The sequence below is a fragment of the Roseivivax marinus genome (genome assembly GCF_900109705.1).
GTDB classification, from domain to species: Bacteria; Pseudomonadota; Alphaproteobacteria; order Rhodobacterales; family Rhodobacteraceae; genus Roseivivax; species Roseivivax marinus.
In genome coordinates, this window is record NZ_FOAI01000001.1 from 296,447 (window position 1) to 314,848 (window position 18,402).

The window sequence follows — 18,402 nt, forward strand, 5'->3', positions numbered from 1 at the left end:
GCCGCGTCCCGCAAGGGCGCGCGCGGCGCTCAGTGCGCGGGCGCGGTCACAGGGTCGAGCAGCGTGCGGCCGCCGTCGAGCGTCATGATCTGCCCGGTCACGAAGCGCGCCGCGTCCGAGACGAGGAACTGCACCGCCTCGGTCAGCTCTTCCGGCGCGGCGATGCGGCCCAGGGGCGTATGCTCCTCGATGTCGCCGCGATATTCGCGGTGCTCCTTGAGCGTGTCCTTGAGGCTGGCCGACATGACCGAGCCGAAGGCCACGGCGTTCACCCGGATCTTGTGCGGCGCCAGCGCCACCGCCATCGACCGCGTCATCTGGTCGAGCGCGGCGCAGGACACCGAGTAGCCCAGAAGCGAGGGATGGGTGCGGCGCGCGGCGATCGAAGAGAGGTTCACGATGGCGCCCGCCTGCGGGGTGTCCTGGCCCTCGGACTGCTTGATCATCCGGCGCGCCACCATCTGCGACAGGCGCATCGCCGTGGTCAGGTTCTGGTCGAGCAGGGTCGCCACCGAGTCGTCGTCGATGTCGAGCGGGTCGGACGGCACCATCTGGCGGCTGGCGTTCACCAGGATGTCTACACGGTCATAGGCGTCGAGCGTGGCCGACAACAGGTTCGCGATGGTCAGCCGCTCGCGCAGGTCGCCGGCGAAGTAACGGGTCTGGCCCCGCTCGTCGTCCGAGTCGCCGACCTCCTTGGCCAGCCGGGCCTCGTCGATGTCGGCGAACATGACATTCGCGCCCTTGGCGGCGAAGTGGCGGCCGATGGCGAGGCCCACGCCGTTGGCGGCGCCCGTGACGATGGCGGTCTTGCCTTCGATGGTGAAGCTCATGGGGAGGATGCTCCTGTCAGGCGCGGCGCGCGGACGGGCCGATGGGCCGGGCGGCGTGGAGGATCTTGAAGCGCCGGTCTCCGCCGGCCTCTGCCACGTCGCGGAACGTCTCCGCAAGCGTGGCCTCGTAGGGCAGGTGCCGGTTCGCCACCATCCAGAGCGCGCCGTGGGGCGCCAGCGCACGCGCCGCGGCGGCGATGAAGGCCCGCCCCAGCGCGGGATCCGCGGCGCGGCCGACGTGGAAGGGCGGGTTCATCACCACCGCGTCGAGCCGGTCGGGTGCGCGCCATGACGTCGCGTCCGCCCAGTGGAAGGCGGCACGCGGGTCGGTGACGTTCGCCTCGGCGCAGTCGAGCGCGGTGCGGTCGGCCTCGACGAGGTGCAGTAGCGCGACGCCCTCGCGTTCGAGAATGCGGGTGGCGAGGTAGCCCCAGCCGGCACCGAGATCCGCGACCCGCGCGCCGAGCTTGGCCGGCAGCGCATCGGCGAGCGCGCGCGAGGCGGGGTCGATCCCGTCCGCCGAGAACACGCCGGGCGCGGTGACGAAACCGTCACCGTTGGGCGCGGGCGACTGTCGCCAGTCATCGAAGGCGTCGGTGCCGTCGAACCAGAAGAGCTTGCCGTGATTCTTGGCGACCTGCCCCGAGAGCGTGACGCGCCCGCGGACGGCCTTGAGCATGGCATCCACGCCGTCGGTCTTGGCGCCATCGATCACCACCGGACCGTCGGTCCGGGCGGCGGCCTCGGCCAGCCAGTCCTGCGCCCGATCGCGGGCGCGGGGCAGGGTGACGATGGCGGCGGCGAAGCGCCCCTCTGGGCGGGGCGTCACGGTCGCGCCGCGCGCCTGGAGGGCAGAGGCTGCGGGCGCGAATGGCTGGATCGCGGTGATCCGGCCGGCCTCGACCAGGGCGAAGTCGGCATCGCCGGGGGCGCCGAACCACGCGACGGGACCCGCGTCGGGCAGGACGAGACCCGCGGCATCGCGGGCATGGGACAATCGGGAAGCGGCCATGTCAGGCGGTCCGTCCGGCGCCTGGGCGCGGGCGGATCATTCCTTTTCCATGGTGCATTGCAGCGGGTGCTGGTGGCGCCGGGCGAAGTCCATCACCTGGCCGACCTTGGTCTCGGCGATCTCGTGGCTGAAGACGCCGACGACGGCGACGCCCTTCTTGTGGACCGTCAGCATGATTTCGAACGCCTGGGCATGGGTCATGCCGAAGAACCGTTCCAGCACGTGCACGACGAATTCCATCGGCGTGTAGTCGTCGTTGAGAAGCAGCACCTTGTAGAGCGGTGGCCGCTTGGTCTTGGGCTTGGTGTCGACGACGACGCCCGCATCGCTGTCGCCGGGCGGCTGTGTGGGGCCGTTCTGCGCGAACGGGCTCGGGCGGGAATGAAACATGGGCTTGGAGGACGTCCGCATAGTGGCAGGGTCGAGCGGACTATATAATGGCCGGGCCGGGTGAGAAAAGGGTTGAGGCCGCGCCGTCGCGGCGTTCCTTGCCGTGATGCAGCGGCGCGGTGACGTATCTGGGGAACCGCGGTGCCCTTCGAGGCGGCCCCGGGCCACGGGGCGAACGAGACTTGCGGGCCGGCCGACCCCGCGCCCGGCGAGTGCGGCGTTTTGTGGCGCGCCCGCCCCGATTCCGCCCCATTGCGCGGGCCTGTCCCCGTGGTGGTGTCGAAGGAGCCCCCGCGCGACAAGATGTTGACCGGACGTCGTTCCCGAACGGCAAATAATTCAGTCATGACGGCTCTTTGCCGGAGGTCGTTGACGTGCTATCCTCCGTGAAACACCGCCGGAAACAGGCGGGTTCACACGAGCGGCACAGCCCACCGAAACATCGGGGGCACGAGGCAGAGAAGGCGGGAAACGTGACGGGACGGCGCATGCGGCCGGGCCAAACCGGTCTGTTCATATTCACTATAATTTGGTTCTTTCTCATCCTGCCGATCGGCGCGATGGCGGCCCCCTATGCGGGGATGGTCATGGATGCGCGATCCGGCAAGGTCTACTATTCCGAGAACGCGGACACGCGGCTTCACCCAGCGTCGCTGACCAAGATGATGACGCTCTACATCGCGTTCGAGGCGGTGGAGCACGGCGAGCTGACGATGGACACGCTGGTGACGGTGTCGCGCAACGCCGCCGCAGAACCGCCCTCGAAGCTGGGGCTGCGCTCGGGGCAGAAGATCGCGCTGCGGTATCTCGTGCGCGCTGCCGCGGTGAAGTCGGCGAACGACGCGGCCACCGCCATCGGCGAGGCGATCTCGGGATCCGAGGCGGCCTTCGCCCGCCGCATGAACCGCACCGCCAAGGCGCTGGGCATGACCCGCACGACGTTCAAGAACGCCCACGGCCTGACCGAGAGCGGTCACCTGTCGACCGCGCGTGACATGAGCATCCTCGGGCGGCACGTCCTCTACGACTATCCCGAGTACTATAACCTCTTCAGCCGCATCACCGCCGACGCGGGCGTGCGCGAGGTCTACCATACCAACCGGCGCCTGCTGCAGAGCTATTCCGGCGCCGACGGCATCAAGACCGGCTACACCAACGCGGCGGGCTTCAACCTCGTGGCCTCGGCCGAACGCGGCGGCGAGCGCGTGATCGCCACGGTGTTCGGTGGCAAGTCCACCGCCTCGCGCAACGCGCAGGTGGCCAAGCTGCTGGACCTTGGGTTCTCGAAGGCGCCGAGCCGCGTGGCCTTCGCGTCGCCCGGTCGCCCCGTCTATCAGGGCAATGCGGGTCTTTCCGTGACCGTCGAGCGCGATGCCGATCCGACCCTTGGCCACCAGGGGCGGGCGGTTCGCACCGTGGCCGCGGCCGTGACGCGCAGCCTCCGGCCGATGCCACGCCCGGGCAGCGCGGCGGTCGAGCCGGCGCCGCTTGTCGCGTCCGTGGCCGTCGACATCGAGAGCGTGATCGCCGAGGCGGAAGCCGAGTCGGCGGCAGAGGCCGAGACCGTGGCCCTGGCCTCGGTGGAGGCCGAGAGCTCGGCCGTGGCCGATGCCGTGGCCGCGGCGGTGGACGTCGCCGCCAGCACCATCGCGCCGGGCGCGTCGGTGAAGCCGCGGATGCGGCCGGCCGCACCGCAGGCGACCGTGACCCTGGCTTCGGCCGGCCCGCCCAAGGCCGCCGTCCAGTCCGCCGCGCGCCGCGCCGAAGAGGATGCGGGCGCCGAGGTTGTGACCCGCGTCTCGACGTCGGGCGGCCGTCACTGGGGCGTGAACATCGGCCGCTTCCCGAGCCAGTACGCGGCCGAGACCAAGCTGGTCGAGACGGCGCTTGCCGAGATGTCGACGCTCGACGGCACGCTGCGCAAGGTCGTGCACCGGCCCACAGGCTTCGACGCCAACTTCATGGGCATGACCCGCGAGATGGCCGACCTTGCCTGCCGCCGCCTTCAGGCGCGCAACGTGACCTGCTTCATGGTGGGCCCGAGCTGAAAGGGCGGCGCACAATCTTAGATAAGATTGTACGCGCCGAGGCGCCCGGCCGCAGATTTTTAGTTAAAAATCTGCGGCCTGCCGGCGCAGCCAGCGCGTGAAGGCGCGCAGCTGGGGGCGCGCGATGCCGCGTGCGGTCACGATGTGATACCCGCCCTCGGGGCGTTCCTCGAAGAGAAGACGCAGGCGGTTCGCGCGCACGTCCTCCTCGACCGAGACGCGCGTGGTCACCACGATCCCCTGCCCGTTGCGGGCGCCATCCAGCATCAGGTTGCCGGGCACGTGGATGATGCCCTTCGCCCGCCGGCCGGTGACGCCGCGCTGGGCCAGCCATTCCGTGGCCTCCGAGGTGCCGAGCTCCTGCAGCCAGGGAAAATGCAGGAGATCCTCGGGCTCGTCCGGCGCGAGGTCGCCGATCAGCGATGGCGCCGCCACCACCCAGATCGGTGAGGTCATGAGCCGCTCGCTGTCGAGATTGGGCCAGTCGCCCTCGCCGTAGCGGAGCGCCACGTCGATGCTGCCCGGCGACGGATCGTTCAGCCAGGGCGAGGGGTCGATCATGATGTCTATCTCGGGGTGCTCGGCGCGAAAGCCCGCGAGGCGCGGCATCAGCCAGTTCGACGCGAAGGAGGGCGAGGTCGAGACGTGGAGCGGCCGGTCCATGTCCGCCTCGGTCAGAGTCTCCACCGTCTGAAGGATGCGTCCGAAGCCCGCCGACAGCGCGTCGGCGAGCTGCTGACCCTCCTGCGTCAGTTCCAGCCGTCGCCCGCTACGGTCCAGAAGCCGGACGCCCATGTGCGCCTCGAGCGCACGCATCTGCTGGCTGACGGCGGCGTGGCTTACGTTCAGCAACCGCCCGGCCTGGCTGACCGATCCGGTCTCCGAGTAGGCGAGGAACGCGCGGAGCGCCGAGAGGGGCGGCAGCTGGTGCAGGTTCATGTGTAAGCTCCGCTTACATCCTCCGAGAATTCCTGAGTCGCATGTATGCGCTCTCGGCACAATATTGAGGGCATCGGCGCAGTCGAAAGGAGCCCCGCCCATGCTGCAGATTCTTGCCCTGAGTTTCATCACCGCGGCACGTCGCGATGACACGGTCGCCCATCCCGAACGTCATCGCGTGCGGACCACGCCGATGCCCGCCACCGACGAACGGCGCATTCCCAACCCGGGCGCGCGCCGCTGACCGGCCGCGGACGTGAGCGGACCAAAAGCCCTGCCTCTCCCGGCGCGTCCCGTCCCACCGATCAATCGAAAGGAGCCAGCCATGCTCGACCCGATTCTCCGCCAGACCGAAGCCCTTCTGAAAGGCGACCTCGATGCCGCGCAGCGCATGCGCTGGGTGTTCCGCCTGTCGCCCTGGGATGCCGGCCGTGCGCCGACCCCGCCGCGCTTCACGCGCGCGAAGTGACACCGTTTTCCGACCGTCCGTTCTCCCTGTCGGACCGGCCGGACACCTGACGGCCCCTCGCCTTGCGGGGGGCCGTTTTTTCGTGACGCCGCCTCAGCCGACCGGGTCGAAGGCGGCGGCGATCAGGGCCTTGGTGTACGCGGTCTGCGGCCGGTCGAAGATGTCGTCTGTCTCGCCCATCTCGACCACGTCGCCGTTCTGCATGACCACGACCTTGTGGGACATCGCGCGCACCACCTTCAGGTCGTGGCTGATGAACAGGTAGGCGAGGTCGTACTTGCGCTGGAGCCCGCGGAGAAGGTCCACGATCTGCACCTGCACGGTCATGTCGAGCGCCGAGGTCGGCTCGTCCAGCACCACGAGGCGCGGCCGCAGGACCATGGCGCGGGCGATGGCGATGCGCTGGCGCTGCCCGCCCGAGAACTCGTGCGGGTAGCGGTGCATGGTGGCGGGGTCGAGCCCCACCTCCTGCATCACCTCGGTGACCAGTTCGCGGTGTGGCCGCCCGTCAGGCGAGCCGTGCACCCCCAGACCTTCGGCAATGATCTGTTCGCAGGTCATGCGCGGGGACAGCGAACCGTAGGGGTCCTGAAAGACGATCTGCATCTCCGAGCGCAGCTTGCGCAGGCGCTTCGTGTTCCAGTCGCGCACATCCTCGCCGCGAAACTGGATGCCGCCCTCGGATTCGATCAGCCGCATGATGGCCAGCGCAAGCGTGGTCTTGCCCGAGCCCGACTCACCGACGATGCCGACGGTCTCGCCGGCGCGGACCGCGAGGCTGGCCTCGTTCACGGCCTTCACGTGGCCCGTGGTGCGGCGCAGAAGTCCGGAGTGAATGGGGAACCAGATGCGCAGCTTGTCGGTCTCGGCCACGGTGGGCGCGCCCGCCTTCACCGGCTCCGGGGTGCCGGTGGATTCCGCCGACAGGAGTTTCTGCGTGTAGGGGTGCTGCGGGTCGGCGAAGATTTCGCGCGTGGGGCCCGTTTCGACGATCTCGCCGTTCTTCATCACGCAGACCCGATCGGCGATGCGGCGCACGATGCCGAGGTCGTGGGTGATGAACAGCAGGCTCATGCCCTCGTCGCGCTGGATCCGCGCTAGCAGCTCGAGGATCTGCGCCTGGATGGTGACGTCGAGCGCGGTGGTCGGCTCGTCCGCGATCAGCAGGTCGGGGCCGTTGGCGAGCGCCATGGCGATCATCACGCGCTGGCGCTGCCCGCCGGAAAGCTGGTGGGGATAGGCGCCGAGACGGCTTTCGGGGTCGCGGATGCCGACGCGGTGCAGGAGGTCGAGGATTCGCGCGCGGGCAGGGGCGCCTTGCAGCCCCTGGTGGAGCGCGAGGCTTTCGCCCAGCTGCTTTTCCAGCGTGTGCAGCGGGTTGAGCGAGGTCATCGGCTCCTGGAAGATGAAGCTGATGTCGTTGCCGCGGACGCGGCGCAGCTCGCGTTCGGGCGCGCCGATCATCTCGCGGCCGTCATAGGTGACCGAGCCCTCGACCCGCGCCGAGGGGCCGAGGAGCTGCACGGTCGAGAGGGCCGACACCGACTTGCCGGAGCCGGATTCGCCCACCAGCGCGACGGTCTCGCCCTTTTCGATGTGAAACGAGACACCGCGGACGGCCTGCGTTTCGGTGCCGTCCTGATTGAAGGTCACGCGCAGATCGCGCACGTCGAGGATGCGGGTCATGGGCGGGCCTCGGCTTGGGCGGTGAAGGTGAGAGCGGCGTTCGGGGCAATGGCGATGATGGGGCGGTTGTGATCGGGGCAGGGCGCCCGGACCGATGCCGCGAATGTCCGCGGCGTTGCGTCTCCGCCCCTGGAGGCGTCGGCCGGATGACGACCGGGACCGTCATCACTATGCCCTGCGATGGGCGCGGCACGCCCACCGCGGGGAAGATTCGTAGCCCCCCTCACGAGAACGTCTTTCGCGGGTCGAACGCGTCGCGGACGCCCTCGAAGATGAAGATCAGCAGCGACAGCATGATCGCGAAGACGAAGAACGCGGTGAAGGCGAGCCACGGCGCCTGCAGGTTCTGCTTGGCCTGAAGCGTCAGCTCGCCCAGCGACGGCGACGATGACGGCAGACCGAAGCCGAGGAAGTCGAGCCCCGCCAGCGTCGAGATCGTGCCGGTCACGATGAACGGCAGCATCGTCACCGTGGCCACCATCGCGTTGGGCAGCATGTGGCGGAACATGATCTTCCAGTTCGACACGCCGAGGGCCTTGGCCGCGCGCACGTATTCGAGGTTCCGCGCCCGCAGGAACTCGGCGCGCACCACGCCCACCAGCCCGATCCAGCCGAAGAACACCATCAGGAACACCAGCAGCCAGAAACTTCGCCCGAGAATGGCGAACAGGATGATGATGACGTAGAGCGTCGGCGTCGACGCCCAGATCTCGATGATCCGCTGGAAGATGAGGTCCGTCCGCCCGCCGAAGAAGCCCTGCACGGCGCCGGCGATGATGCCGATGACCGAGGACAGGGCCGTGACCATCAGCGTGAACACGATCGACAGCCGGAATCCGTAGATCACCCGCGCCAGCACGTCGCGCTTGGTGTCGTCGGTGCCCAGCAGGTTCTGTCCGTTCGGCGCCAGCGGCGCCGCGCCGGGGCGGTCAACGGTGGTGTCGAACGAGTAGGGCAGGGGCGGCCAGAGCATCCAGCCCTTCTCAAAGTCCGGATCGTCGATGGTGCCGGCCTGCGCGGCCTCGATCAGACCGTCGGGGTCGTCGAAGCAATCGACCAGCCCGCCGGTCTCGATCAGGCAGCGCACCTCGGGGTCGCGGTAGGCGGCCTCGGTGCGGAAGTCGCCGCCGAACGCCGTCTCGGGGTAGAAGCTGAAGATCGGCATCCGGTATTCCCCGCGGTAGTTCACGAGGATCGGCTTGTCGTTCGCGAGGAACTCGGCGAACAGCGACAGCCCGAACAGGATCGCGAAGATCCACAGCGACCAGAAGGCGCGGCGGTTGCGCTTGAAGTTCCGCCAGCGCCGCTTGTTCAGCGGCGAGAGCGAGAACATGCCCCCGGTGGGCTGGGGCGCCACCGGCTTGCCGGGCATCGGCTGCGGGGTGACGTGATCGGCGGGGTCGCGCGGATCGGGATTGGCGGCCATGGTCTCAGCCCTCCCGCTTTTCGAAGTCGATGCGCGGATCGACGAGGACGAACATGAGGTCCGAGGCGATGTTCACCAGCAGACCGATCAGGCCGAACAGGTAGAGCGTCCCGAAGATCACCGGGTAGTCGCGCTGCACGGCGGCCTCGAAGCCCAGCCGGCCCAGCCCGTCGAGCGAGAAGATCGTCTCGATGATGAGAGAGCCGGTGAAGAAGATGCCGATGAACACCGACGGGAAGCCCGCGATGATGATGAGCATGGCGTTGCGGAAGACGTGCCCGTAGAGCACCGACCGTTCGCTCAGGCCCTTGGCACGGGCGGTGATGACGTACTGCTTCTTGATCTCGTCGAGGAAGCTGTTCTTGGTCAGCAGCGTCAGCGTCGCGAAGGCCGCGATGGTCGACGCGATCACCGGCAGCGCGATGTGCCAGAAGTAGTCGCCGATCTTGCCGAGGAGGGACAGGTTCTCGAAATTATCAGAGGTCAGACCCCTCAGCGGGAACCACTGGAAGTAGGAGCCGCCGGCGAACAGCACCAGAAGCAGGATCGCGAACAGGAAGCCTGGAATCGCGTAGCCCACGATCACCAGCGCCGAGGTCCAGGTGTCGAAGCTGGTGCCATCCTTCACCGCCTTCCGGATCCCCAGGGGGATCGACACAAGGTAGGCGATCAGCGTGGACCACAGGCCCAGCGAGATCGACACCGGCATCTTTTCGAGGATCAGGTCGGTGACCGAGATGGAGCGGAAGTAGCTCTCTCCGAAGTCGAAGCGCGCGTAGTCCCAGACCATCGACAGGAAGCGTTGCAGCGGCGGCTTGTCGAAGCCGAACTCGCGCTCGAGCTGCTCGATGAACTCGGGCGGCAGGCCCTGGGCGCCCACGTACGAGCTGTCCCCGGGCCCCAGAAGCTCGGTGTTGGCGGCGTCGGCGCCCTGCTGGCCGGCGAAACCGCCGAACACGTCGCCCTGGCCCTGTATCCGGGCAAGCGTCTGCTCGATCGGGCCGCCGGGCACGAACTGGGTCAGCGCGAAGTTGACCACGAGAATGCCCAGCAGCGTCGGTATGATCAGCAGCAGGCGGCGAAGGATGTAGGATGCCATGTGGGGCGGTTACCTCAACGCGCCGTCCGAGCGCAATTCTTCCGCGACATCCGCGTCCTGCCACCAGAAGTCCAGCACGCCGAGCGCGTAGGGCGGCATTTCCTCGGGGTGTTCGAGGTGCTTGTAGTAGGCGATGCGGTGGACGTCGGCGTAGTGCATGGGGATCTGGAACAAGGTCCAGCGCAGCACCCGGTCGATCGCCCGCATGGCGGCGTCTTCCTCTTCCTGGGTCTCGCTCTCGAGGGCGACGTCGATCAGCGCGTCCACGACCGGGTCGGCGAGGTTCGCGGGGTTGAACAGCGAGAACTCCGCCGATTCCGAACCGTAGACCTGCCGCAGGCCGGTGCCCGCTCCGGTCAGCGCCGAGTAGTTGTCGTAGACGATGTCGTAATCGCGGTCGCGCGTGCGCAGGGTGTATTGCGCGGTGTCGATCTTCTCGACCCGCGCGTCGATGCCGAGCGCGCCGAGGTTCTCCGAGAATGTCTCGAAGATCGATTCGACCGTGGGATCGGCATTCGACGACAGCGGCATCTCGAGCACCAGCGTCTCGCCGGCCTCGTTGCGGCGGATGCCGTCGTCGCCCACGGTCCAGCCGGCCTCTTCCAGGAGGCGCGCGGCCTGGCGCAGGTTGCCGCGGTCGGTCAGCCGGTCCGGCGACGAGGTATGCGGCATGAGCGCGGGCTCGGTCAGGATCTCCTCGGGGACCTCGACGTCGAGCGATTGCAGGATCTCGAGCTCGCGGCCTTCTGGCACGCCCTCGGCCTGCAGGTCGGTGTCCTGTGCGAAGGACGCGCGCTGCTCGTAAAGCCCGTATTGCAGAGACTCGTTGGTCCACTCGAAATTGTAGGCCAGCGCGATGGCCTGACGCACGCGGCGGTCCTGCAGCTTCTCCTTGCCGAGATTGAACACGAAGCCGACCGGCGCCGGCGGCGTGCCGTCGGGGATCTCCTCCTTGATGACGTCGCCGCGTTGGATCGCCGGGAAGTCGTATGCGGTGGCCCAGAGGCGCGAGTTGGCCTCGGTCCGGTACGAGATCTCGCCGGCCTTGAATGCCTCGAAGGCGGCGATGGTGTCGGCGAAGAATTCCACGCGGATGGTGTCGAAGTTGTGCCGGCCCTGGTTGATCGGCAGGTCCTTGCCCCAGTAGTCCGGGTTCCGCTTCAGCACGATCCGGCGATTGGCCTCGACCTCGTCGATCATCCACGGCCCCGATCCCGGCGGTGTCTCGAGACGGCTCTCGTCAAGCCGCGCGCCGGTCTCGTCGAACCATGCCTTCGGAAACACCGGCGTGGTGCCGACCTGGTCGATCAGCGACCGCCGCGAAATGCCCTCGACGAAATCGTAGCGCACGGTGTGCTCGTCGATGACGGTGGCGCCCTCGATGCGCGCCTTCACAGCACCGGCGTAGGAGGGCAGGCCCTGCTCGAGAAAGAGGTTGTGGGTGAAGACCACGTCCTCGGCGGTGACCGGCGTGCCGTCCGAGAACTCGGCCTCGGGGCGCAGGTGAAAGATCGCGTAGGTCTTGCCCTCGTCGTATTCCACGCTCTCGGCCAGCAGGCCGTAGAGCGCCTCGTTGTCGTCCGCGGGCAGCGCCTCGTTGGTGACGCTCTCGGCGAAGAGGCTCTCGTAGGGGAAGATCGAGTAGACGTAGGCCCGGCCCTGCCGCGCGTAGGGGTTCATGCTGTCGAAGGTGCCGGTGGTCGCCAGGACGATTTCGCCGCCCTTGGGCGCGTCCGGGTTGACGTAGTTCAGCTGCTCGAAGTCTTCGGGATACATGAGGTCGCCGAAATACGAGTAGCCGTGGCTGCGGATCACCTCGCCTGCATCTTCGGACGAGCCGGCGGCATCGGCCCCGGTCGCGGCCGGATCGGCCTCCTGCGCCGGAACGCGGTCGGCAGCAAGCGCGAGGCCCAGGGCAAGGAGGCTCGCGGCCCCGATCCGCGCCAGGGGAAGCGGCCGCGCGGCGGCGTCCGTCTGCGTGCCGGCATCGCGGCGATCTCTTGGCGTCATGTCGTGCCCTCCTGCTCGAAGCGTCCCTGTGCCGGGATCGAGGCACAGGCTACTGTCCGTGTCGATCCACGATCAAGTTGCGTCTGTGTTATCTGCCCGTGTCGCCACGGCCCCGCGCACCGCACCGCCCGGCCGCGCGCCATTTCCCGGGCGACGTCTCCCGTAGCCGCGTCGCAACAGCTTCTGCCGCCCCGGTCAAGACGGCGGACACCCGTTCCGGTCTGCCAGCACACGATCCCGGATCACGCGGCCGCCGCGCTTCGACCCCCGGCAACGGCCCGGACTTGCTTACTGGCGAAAATATCCCGGGACCTTGGGGGGGGCAGCACCCTCGCGCTAGGTCGACCGTGAAAGCGACGGCGCAAGAAAAAAGCCGCCGGCGTCTCCGCGGGCGGCCTCGATCTGCGGGGTCCGGCGTTGCCGGTCCCGGATCAGCTGTTGCTTTCAAGGTAGGCGATCAGGTTCGCGCGGTCCTCGGGGTTGCTGATGCCACTGTAGCTCATCGAGGTGCCCGAGGCGTAGCCCTGAGGGTTCTCGAGGAAGGCAAACAGGTTCTCGGGGGTCCAGACATCGGCCGCCTGGCTCAGCGCGCCCGAGTAGTTGAAGCCGTCCACGGTGCCCACGTCGCGGCCCACCACGCCATCGAGGTGCGGGCCGACCGCGTTGTTGCCGTTCAACTGGTGACAGGCGCGGCAGGCGTTGAAGACACGCTCACCGGCGCCGGCATCGGCGTTTTCCCACAGCGTGGCGAAATCGACGGTCTCTTCCTCTTCGGCGCCGCCGCCTTCTTCCTCGACCTCGATGACCCAGGCCGCCTGGTGCTCTTCGCCGTGGCTTTCGCCGCCCACGTGGTAGACCGTCTCGGCGACCCAGCCGCCCAGAAGGAAGACGAGGAACGCGCCGCAAAAGCCGCCGACCACCTTGGTGAACGTCATCGTGTCAAACATCTGTCGCCTATCCGTCTGAGGTCCGTCTGGCACGGTCTACTATTGGTTCCCTTCGCCCGAGGCAAGGTGTAGTGACCGCGACGAAACGCCCGGCTGACGCGCGCGACACGGACGACACGAGCAATGACCGACACACCCAAGATCGCGTTCCAGGGCGAGCCCGGCGCCTATTCCGACGAAGCCTGCCGCGCCGCGCGGCCTGATCACGCCCCGATGGCCTGCCGCACCTTCGAGGATGCCATCGACGCGGTGCGCGACGGAACCGCCGATCTGGCCATGCTTCCGGTGGAGAATTCCACCTATGGCCGCGTCGCCGACATCCATCGCCTGCTGCCGCAGAGCGGCCTGAGGATCGTGGGCGAGGCCTTCGTGCGGGTCCACATCAACCTGCTGGGCGTGCCGGGCGCGACCCTCGCCGACATCCGCGAGGCACATTCGCATCTGGTCCTGCTGCCGCAATGCGGGAAGTTCCTGCGCGACAACGGCATCACCGGCCGCGTCAGCCCCGACAACGCCCGCGCCGCCCGCGAGGTGGCCGAGCGCGGCGACCGGGCGCACGCCGCCCTCGCCAGCGAGCTCGCGGCCGATATCTACGGCCTAGACGTCGTCGCCCGCCACATCGAGGACGAAGGCACCAACACGACCCGATTCCTCATCATGTCGCGCGAAGCCGACCTGACCCGGCGGGGCGATCACGGCATGCTCACGAGCTTCGTCTTCCGCGTCCGCAGCATTCCCGCCGCGCTCTACAAGGCGCTCGGCGGGTTCGCGACCAACGGCGTGAACATGACCAAGCTCGAGAGCTACATCGTCGACGGCACCTTCGAGGCGGCGCAGTTCTACGCCGATATCGAGGGGCATCCCGAGGATCCGGCGGTGCAGCGCGCCTTCGACGAACTGTCCTATTTCACGCACATGATGGACATCCTAGGCACCTATCCGCGCGACGCCCAGCGGCCCTGACCGTCAGGCGCGGGACCGGGCATCTGGATCGAGCGACAGCCGCACCGGCCCGCCGGGATCGCGCAGGTCCACCTGTGTGCCACCGCGCGTGGCCCGCAGCGGAAGGGTCGCGGCCACAAGGCGCACGTCCTCCATCAGCGGGCGCCAATCGTCGGACAGGCGGCGCGCGGCCTCGGACGGACAGAACGTCTTGTCGGTGCCGCGAGCGCGGGCCAGTGCCATCAAGGTCTCGGCGATCCGGTCATCTTCAGGTGTCATGTCTGCGATCCTAGCTCCCCGCCGCTGCGGGGCGAGCGGCGAAAAGTCGTGCGATTCCCGGCGAACGGCCTATCATTGTCGCATCGTTCGGGGGTGAAAGGCCGAGACATGGCGGTCCGGGGGGGCAGCGCAGCGGTATCGGGCGCGCGACTGCGCGGGGGCGCGGCATGACCGTAATCCATGCCCTTCCCGTGGGTGGGGGTATCCTCGCCCTGGCGCCGATGCCGGGCGCAGACGGCGACTTCGCCGCGGATCTCGCGCATATCCTCGACTGGACCCCGGCGCTGGTGATCTCGCTCGCCACCACCAACGAGATGGCCGCCGCGGGTGCTGGCGACCTCGGTCCACGTCTCCAGCAGCGGGCGACGCGCTGGCTGCACATTCCGGTTCCCGACATGGAAGCCCCGGACGACGAGGCGACGGCACTCTGGGCCGACGCGAGTCGCTTTGCCTGCCGCGCGCTCACGGGCGGCGGCCGCGTCCTGATCCACTGCAAGGCGGGTATCGGGCGCTCGGGCATGGCGGCGCTGCGGCTGATGATCGAGGCTGGCGAGGCACCGGACGAGGCGCTCGACCGGCTGCGCGCCGTGCGGCCCGGCGCCGTCGAGACGGACGTGCAGTTACACTGGGCGATGTCGGCCCCGCGCGAGGCCGCCCGCTTCGTCCGAGGGAAGGGCTGAACAGGACGCGGGTGGCAGCGCGTACGCGCGAGCTCCGACGTTGGCTCATTCAGAACAGCGCCGCGGCTTCGGGTCCGCGGTTGCCTCGCGTGGTCAGATGCGGGCGCCTCGTGCCACTGGCGACATGCCGTACAGGACCATGACGCCCAGGTGCCGATGTCGACGCCGAACCGTCCGCGGGACACTCTCTCCGAATGCTTGTTCCGCCAAGTGCGCCGCGTGGTGGTCCACGTCCTGACAAGCGGAAAGAAGGCCGGGGCACACGACAGCGGCGTCCCCGGTACGACTCGGGGCGCGCTCATCTCAAACGGCGGTTGGGGGAGTGAGGTGAGAGGCTGGAAAACGACCCAAGCGGGGCTCGTTACGGCTGCTTCCTTCCGGACCTGACCGGGTTGGCGAGGCGCCTGCCCGCACCAACCTCTCAAGGCTCGATTTAGTGGCTCCGCACGGGATTCGCAACCCCGGCCCGGATCAGAGGTGCAGGCGGAAGAGCGCGTAGCCCTCGGCATCCGTCACCCCGGTGTCCTCCAGGCCGAGCCTGCGTGCGAGGCTCTTGTGACGTCGCGCGCCGGGGCCGGTGCGCAGCCGCGCCGTGGTGCCGGGCATCGCGGCGAATCGCCAGCCTGCACAGCGCGGTTCCTCGTTGTCGCCGGGTCCGAGGCGGCTCAGCATCCGGGCGAGGATATCGGGCACCGTGGACGCGTCGGCGTGGCGCAGCTGCGCGTCGGCGAGGTCCGGAAAGCCGTTGCTGCCCGCCGCGCGGTAGTCGGTGACGGCGACATCCACCGGGTCGTCCTCCGCCAACGGGCCGTCCACCGTCACCAGGTCGCGCACGCGGTCTCCGACCGGGCGGGACAGGTCGATACGCCAGCCCAGCCCGTCCACCGTGTCGATGTCGTAGCCCGGGACCACAAGATCGCGCAGCGGCACGTCGCGGGCGCCGGGCGTGACGGTGCGAAACGCACGGGCCGACCGCTCGAGCCACTGGCGCAGGACCGCGCCGCGCACGCGCCGCACCTGCACCGTGTTCGCGAAGGGCGACAGCCGCGCGAGGTCCCGCACCAGCAGCGGGCCGGGCGCGATGTCCACGTAGTCCGAGGGATCGCCGCGCCCGCCGGTGGAAAACAGCGACGTGGCCACCAGCAGCGGAGTGCCATCGGACCGGTCGAGCCCGACCTCGTCGAGATGGGCCCGCACCGCCCGCGCCACGCAGCGCGCCATTGCGTGATCGCCCGCATCGGCGAAATAGCTGGTGAGCGGCGCCGAAAGCTCGGTCACCGGGCGGCGGATGCGGGCGAGGGTCCGGCGATGCGCCGGCTCCAGAGCGTTCAGGACCCGGGCGTAGAGCGCGGCCGCCTCGCCGGTCCCGGCGGCGCCCGGCGCAACCGGAAGGGCGGTCGCCGGGACAAGCGAGGCGCTGCCGCGCAGCACACTACAGCGGCCGTCGTCCCGGCACCGGAGCCGCAGGTCGATGCGGCCAAGATGGGTGCCCCGGCTGCCCGGCGATACGATCGGCGCAAGGCCGGGCTCGGGGACCGCCGCCGGGCGCGGACCGGCGGACAGGCGGGCGCCGGCGTTTTCGCCGTTCCACGCGCCCCGCCCGGCACCGGGAACCATGACCGGCGAGGGCGCGGCACGCAGCGTGTGGCTGTGCCCGGCGACGACGGCGTCGACCCCCGGCACCCGGGCAACATCGAGCGCGCCCGCATCGGCATCGCGCGACTCCCCCTCCGCGTCGTCGTCGATCCCGGCGTGGCAAAGTGCGATGACGATATCGGCCCCGGCCGCGCGCAACTCGGGGACCATGCGTCGGGCGCAGTCGGCCATCGGCTCGGCCCGAAGCGCCCCGCCGAGCCGGGCGCGGTCCCAGGTCAGGGTTTCGACCGGCGCGAAGCCCACCACTCCGATCCGCAGCCGGCGCCAGCGTCCGGCGAGGTCGCGAATCTCGCGCCGCAGGATCGTCCATGGAGGGAACAGCGCCTCGGCCGCGGCCCCGGCGGGGCGCAGGTTGGCCAGGACCACAGGAAAACCCGCGGCGCCGTGGCACCGGCGCAGCATGCCAAGTCCGTAGTCGAACTCATGGTTGCCGACGGTGGCGGCGTCATAGCCCAGAAGGTTCATCACCGTGATCGCGGGATGCGCCGCGTCGTGGTCCGCGGCCAGCCTTCTGGCGGCCCAGTCGCCCATCGCCGTCCCCTGGATGACGTCGCCGTTGTCCACGAGGATCCCGTTCGACGTGCGCGCCCGGTGCACCGCCACGTGCCGCGCGAGCGCCGCGAGGCCGCGCCTCGGATCGGGACGGTCGGTGGCGTAGTCGTGGGGATAGAGGTGCATGTGCAGGTCGGTCGTCGCCAGAACGCTGACCAGAGCCTCGCTTGCAATGGTTTCCTTCGGTGCCGGACGAGTCGCGTCCGCGTCCATGCCGTTCCCCCTCCCAGTGACGGCGGCCGCCCTCCCGTCGCGGTGCCGTGCGTCAGACGCACCATAGGTGAGGGGTTTCATTAGCCGCAACCCGCAGTTGCAGATTCCGATGGAGGACGCGGCAGCGCGCCGCAGCACATTGTCTCGCCGCGCCGGGCGTGAGAGGTCTTGCGCCGACGGGACGGGACCGGGGAAGCGGCGCATGCGCGACGACGGCATCATCACATTCGGCGGCTCCGGCCTCGACCGGGCGGCCGAGCTGCGCGGCGATCCGTCGGCGATCGCGGCGCTGGCCGCCGATCCCGCGGCGCGGGCGATGGTCATGTGGCAAGGCAAACCGCTGACAGGGAACCCTGCCCCCGCGGGTGACGGCACCGGCCCGGCGGCGCTGGCGTGGATCGGGCTCGGTCACCCGGCACTCGAGGACGCGCGGTCCGCCCCGATCCTGCTCGGGCGCGATGACGACGGCAGGCCGCTCTTCGCCGCCGAACTCGATGCATGGGAACCGCCCGACCTCGACGCGGCCGCCCTCGGCGCATTCGCCGACCCGAGCGAGCAGTGGCACCCCGAACTGACCGGCACCGGGTCATTCGTCGAGCTGCGCCGGGTGATGACGACGCTCTCGGCGCGGGACGCCGAGCTTGCGGCGACGGCCCGCGCGCTGTTCGGCTGGCATCGCAGCCACGGCTTCTGTGCCCGCTGCGGCGCGCGCTCGGAGGTCGCGCAGGGCGGCTGGCAGCGGCTCTGCCCGGCCTGCGGCGCGCATCACTTCCCGCGCACCGACCCGGTGGTCATCATGCTGGTGACCCGCGGCAACCGCGCACTGCTCGGCCGCAGCCCCGGCTGGCCCGAGGGGATGTATTCCTGCCTCGCGGGGTTCGTCGAACCGGGCGAGACGATCGAGGCCGCGGTGCGCCGCGAGGTCCACGAGGAGGTCGGCGTCCGCGTGGGCCGCGTGGACTACCTCGCGAGCCAGCCCTGGCCGTTCCCGGCCTCGCTGATGATCGGCTGCCACGGTATCGCCGAGAGCGACGAGATCGTCCGCGATCCCGCCGAGATCGAGCACGCGCTCTGGATCGAACGCGAGGACCTCGCCGCCGCCTTCGCGGGCGACCACCCCACCGTGTCGCCGGCCCGGCCCGGCGCCATCGCCCGGGCGCTCCTGCGCAACTGGCTTGCGGACCGGCGGTATTGACGACACATTTCCGTCGCGATCCGGCG

General features: G+C 69.4%; 17 protein-coding genes and 1 other RNA gene. 6 read left to right on the forward strand and 12 right to left on the reverse strand.

What is annotated here, in order from left to right; genetic code table 11:
- Nucleotides 1-29 precede the first annotated feature (29 nt).
- The 3 genes from BMX29_RS01360 to clpS are packed head-to-tail and all read right to left on the reverse strand — an operon-like array spanning nucleotide 30 to nucleotide 2,235.
- A complete protein-coding gene (locus tag BMX29_RS01360; RefSeq protein ID WP_043846518.1) occupies nucleotides 30-833 on the reverse strand; it encodes an SDR family NAD(P)-dependent oxidoreductase in 804 nt (267 codons plus the stop codon).
- Nucleotides 834-849: 16 nt separating this feature from the next.
- Nucleotides 850-1,845: a class I SAM-dependent methyltransferase gene (locus tag BMX29_RS01365; protein WP_092809742.1), complete on the reverse strand. Its 996-nt coding sequence runs from the start codon at nucleotides 1,843-1,845 to the stop codon at nucleotides 850-852.
- A gap of 36 nt (nucleotides 1,846-1,881) precedes the next feature.
- Nucleotides 1,882-2,235 (reverse strand): ATP-dependent Clp protease adapter ClpS, encoded by a 354-nt coding sequence (clpS, locus tag BMX29_RS01370; RefSeq protein ID WP_092809744.1) that lies wholly within the window; start codon nucleotides 2,233-2,235, stop codon nucleotides 1,882-1,884.
- Between the two features lie 488 nt (nucleotides 2,236-2,723).
- Here clpS and BMX29_RS01375 point away from each other — a divergent pair, with 488 nt between their 5' ends.
- Entirely contained in the window at nucleotides 2,724-4,283 is a 1,560-nt protein-coding gene (locus tag BMX29_RS01375) for a D-alanyl-D-alanine carboxypeptidase family protein (protein WP_092809746.1), read from the forward strand.
- Between the two features lie 63 nt (nucleotides 4,284-4,346).
- Here the strand turns inward: BMX29_RS01375 and BMX29_RS01380 are convergent, their stop codons facing one another.
- Nucleotides 4,347-5,222, reverse strand: a complete 876-nt coding sequence (locus tag BMX29_RS01380) for a LysR family transcriptional regulator (RefSeq protein WP_092809748.1) — start codon at nucleotides 5,220-5,222, stop codon at nucleotides 4,347-4,349.
- Between the two features lie 100 nt (nucleotides 5,223-5,322).
- On the opposite strand from BMX29_RS01380, the gene BMX29_RS19060 reads away from it, so the two are divergent.
- Together BMX29_RS19060 and BMX29_RS19065 are read left to right on the forward strand one after the other, a co-directional pair.
- Nucleotides 5,323-5,466: a hypothetical protein gene (locus BMX29_RS19060; RefSeq protein WP_157835909.1), complete on the forward strand. Its 144-nt coding sequence runs from the start codon at nucleotides 5,323-5,325 to the stop codon at nucleotides 5,464-5,466.
- Between the two features lie 81 nt (nucleotides 5,467-5,547).
- Complete coding sequence (locus BMX29_RS19065; RefSeq protein WP_175471096.1) at nucleotides 5,548-5,691, forward strand: hypothetical protein; 144 nt, start codon at nucleotides 5,548-5,550, stop codon at nucleotides 5,689-5,691.
- Between the two features lie 93 nt (nucleotides 5,692-5,784).
- Here BMX29_RS19065 and BMX29_RS01385 read toward each other — a convergent pair whose 3' ends face one another.
- From BMX29_RS01385 to BMX29_RS01405, 5 genes are all read right to left on the reverse strand, one after another.
- On the reverse strand, nucleotides 5,785-7,377 hold the full coding sequence (locus BMX29_RS01385) for an ABC transporter ATP-binding protein (protein ID WP_092809750.1): 1,593 nt from the start codon (nucleotides 7,375-7,377) through the stop codon (nucleotides 5,785-5,787).
- A 223-nt stretch (nucleotides 7,378-7,600) separates the two neighbouring features.
- Nucleotides 7,601-8,749 carry an ABC transporter permease gene (locus BMX29_RS01390; RefSeq protein WP_051487890.1) on the reverse strand — a complete coding sequence of 383 codons (1,149 nt, stop codon included), beginning with the start codon at nucleotides 8,747-8,749 and terminating at the stop codon, nucleotides 7,601-7,603.
- A gap of 58 nt (nucleotides 8,750-8,807) precedes the next feature.
- Nucleotides 8,808-9,902 carry a microcin C ABC transporter permease YejB gene (locus BMX29_RS01395; protein ID WP_092809752.1) on the reverse strand — a complete coding sequence of 365 codons (1,095 nt, stop codon included), beginning with the start codon at nucleotides 9,900-9,902 and terminating at the stop codon, nucleotides 8,808-8,810.
- Nucleotides 9,903-9,911: 9 nt separating this feature from the next.
- Nucleotides 9,912-11,912 (reverse strand): extracellular solute-binding protein, encoded by a 2,001-nt coding sequence (locus BMX29_RS01400; protein WP_092809754.1) that lies wholly within the window; start codon nucleotides 11,910-11,912, stop codon nucleotides 9,912-9,914.
- 431 nt (nucleotides 11,913-12,343) lie between these two features.
- Nucleotides 12,344-12,859 (reverse strand): c-type cytochrome, encoded by a 516-nt coding sequence (locus BMX29_RS01405; RefSeq protein WP_092809756.1) that lies wholly within the window; start codon nucleotides 12,857-12,859, stop codon nucleotides 12,344-12,346.
- Between the two features lie 123 nt (nucleotides 12,860-12,982).
- On the opposite strand from BMX29_RS01405, the gene BMX29_RS01410 reads away from it, so the two are divergent.
- Complete coding sequence (locus BMX29_RS01410) at nucleotides 12,983-13,822, forward strand: prephenate dehydratase (RefSeq protein ID WP_043846508.1); 840 nt, start codon at nucleotides 12,983-12,985, stop codon at nucleotides 13,820-13,822.
- 3 nt (nucleotides 13,823-13,825) lie between these two features.
- Here the strand turns inward: BMX29_RS01410 and BMX29_RS01415 are convergent, their stop codons facing one another.
- Nucleotides 13,826-14,080, reverse strand: a complete 255-nt coding sequence (locus tag BMX29_RS01415) for a DUF3253 domain-containing protein (RefSeq protein WP_092809758.1) — start codon at nucleotides 14,078-14,080, stop codon at nucleotides 13,826-13,828.
- Nucleotides 14,081-14,247: 167 nt separating this feature from the next.
- Between BMX29_RS01415 and BMX29_RS01420 the strand changes: the two genes are divergently transcribed.
- Nucleotides 14,248-14,760: a protein-tyrosine phosphatase family protein gene (locus BMX29_RS01420; RefSeq protein WP_092809760.1), complete on the forward strand. Its 513-nt coding sequence runs from the start codon at nucleotides 14,248-14,250 to the stop codon at nucleotides 14,758-14,760.
- 326 nt (nucleotides 14,761-15,086) lie between these two features.
- Here BMX29_RS01420 and ffs read toward each other — a convergent pair.
- Together ffs and BMX29_RS01430 are read right to left on the reverse strand one after the other, a co-directional pair.
- An RNA gene (gene ffs / locus BMX29_RS01425) (signal recognition particle sRNA small type) lies at nucleotides 15,087-15,183 on the reverse strand.
- Nucleotides 15,184-15,231: 48 nt separating this feature from the next.
- Nucleotides 15,232-17,181 (reverse strand): 5'-nucleotidase C-terminal domain-containing protein, encoded by a 1,950-nt coding sequence (locus tag BMX29_RS01430; protein ID WP_175471097.1) that lies wholly within the window; start codon nucleotides 17,179-17,181, stop codon nucleotides 15,232-15,234.
- A 202-nt stretch (nucleotides 17,182-17,383) separates the two neighbouring features.
- On the opposite strand from BMX29_RS01430, the gene nudC reads away from it, so the two are divergent.
- Nucleotides 17,384-18,376: an NAD(+) diphosphatase gene (nudC, locus tag BMX29_RS01435; RefSeq protein ID WP_092810159.1), complete on the forward strand. Its 993-nt coding sequence runs from the start codon at nucleotides 17,384-17,386 to the stop codon at nucleotides 18,374-18,376.
- Nucleotides 18,377-18,402 lie beyond the last annotated feature (26 nt).

Excerpts from the sequence above, each read along its gene's own strand:
- BMX29_RS19065 (WP_175471096.1), top strand. The coding sequence starts at position 5,548 with ATGCTCGACCCGATTCTCCGCCAGACCGAAGCCCTTCTGAAAGGCGAC.
- BMX29_RS01365 (WP_092809742.1), bottom strand. The coding sequence starts at position 1,845 with ATGGCCGCTTCCCGATTGTCCCATGCCCGCGATGCCGCGGGTCTCGTC.
- BMX29_RS01380 (WP_092809748.1), bottom strand. The coding sequence starts at position 5,222 with ATGAACCTGCACCAGCTGCCGCCCCTCTCGGCGCTCCGCGCGTTCCTC.
- BMX29_RS01390 (WP_051487890.1), bottom strand. The coding sequence starts at position 8,749 with ATGCCCGGCAAGCCGGTGGCGCCCCAGCCCACCGGGGGCATGTTCTCG.
- BMX29_RS01395 (WP_092809752.1), bottom strand. The coding sequence starts at position 9,902 with ATGGCATCCTACATCCTTCGCCGCCTGCTGCTGATCATACCGACGCTG.
- BMX29_RS01400 (WP_092809754.1), bottom strand. The coding sequence starts at position 11,912 with ATGACGCCAAGAGATCGCCGCGATGCCGGCACGCAGACGGACGCCGCC.
- clpS (WP_092809744.1), bottom strand. The coding sequence starts at position 2,235 with ATGTTTCATTCCCGCCCGAGCCCGTTCGCGCAGAACGGCCCCACACAG.
- BMX29_RS01430 (WP_175471097.1), bottom strand. The coding sequence starts at position 17,181 with ATGGACGCGGACGCGACTCGTCCGGCACCGAAGGAAACCATTGCAAGC.
- BMX29_RS19060 (WP_157835909.1), top strand. The coding sequence starts at position 5,323 with ATGCTGCAGATTCTTGCCCTGAGTTTCATCACCGCGGCACGTCGCGAT.
- BMX29_RS01375 (WP_092809746.1), top strand. The coding sequence starts at position 2,724 with ATGCGGCCGGGCCAAACCGGTCTGTTCATATTCACTATAATTTGGTTC.
- nudC (WP_092810159.1), top strand. The coding sequence starts at position 17,384 with ATGCGCGACGACGGCATCATCACATTCGGCGGCTCCGGCCTCGACCGG.
- BMX29_RS01405 (WP_092809756.1), bottom strand. The coding sequence starts at position 12,859 with ATGTTTGACACGATGACGTTCACCAAGGTGGTCGGCGGCTTTTGCGGC.
- BMX29_RS01410 (WP_043846508.1), top strand. The coding sequence starts at position 12,983 with ATGACCGACACACCCAAGATCGCGTTCCAGGGCGAGCCCGGCGCCTAT.
- BMX29_RS01360 (WP_043846518.1), bottom strand. The coding sequence starts at position 833 with ATGAGCTTCACCATCGAAGGCAAGACCGCCATCGTCACGGGCGCCGCC.
- BMX29_RS01415 (WP_092809758.1), bottom strand. The coding sequence starts at position 14,080 with ATGACACCTGAAGATGACCGGATCGCCGAGACCTTGATGGCACTGGCC.
- BMX29_RS01385 (WP_092809750.1), bottom strand. The coding sequence starts at position 7,377 with ATGACCCGCATCCTCGACGTGCGCGATCTGCGCGTGACCTTCAATCAG.
- BMX29_RS01420 (WP_092809760.1), top strand. The coding sequence starts at position 14,248 with ATGACCGTAATCCATGCCCTTCCCGTGGGTGGGGGTATCCTCGCCCTG.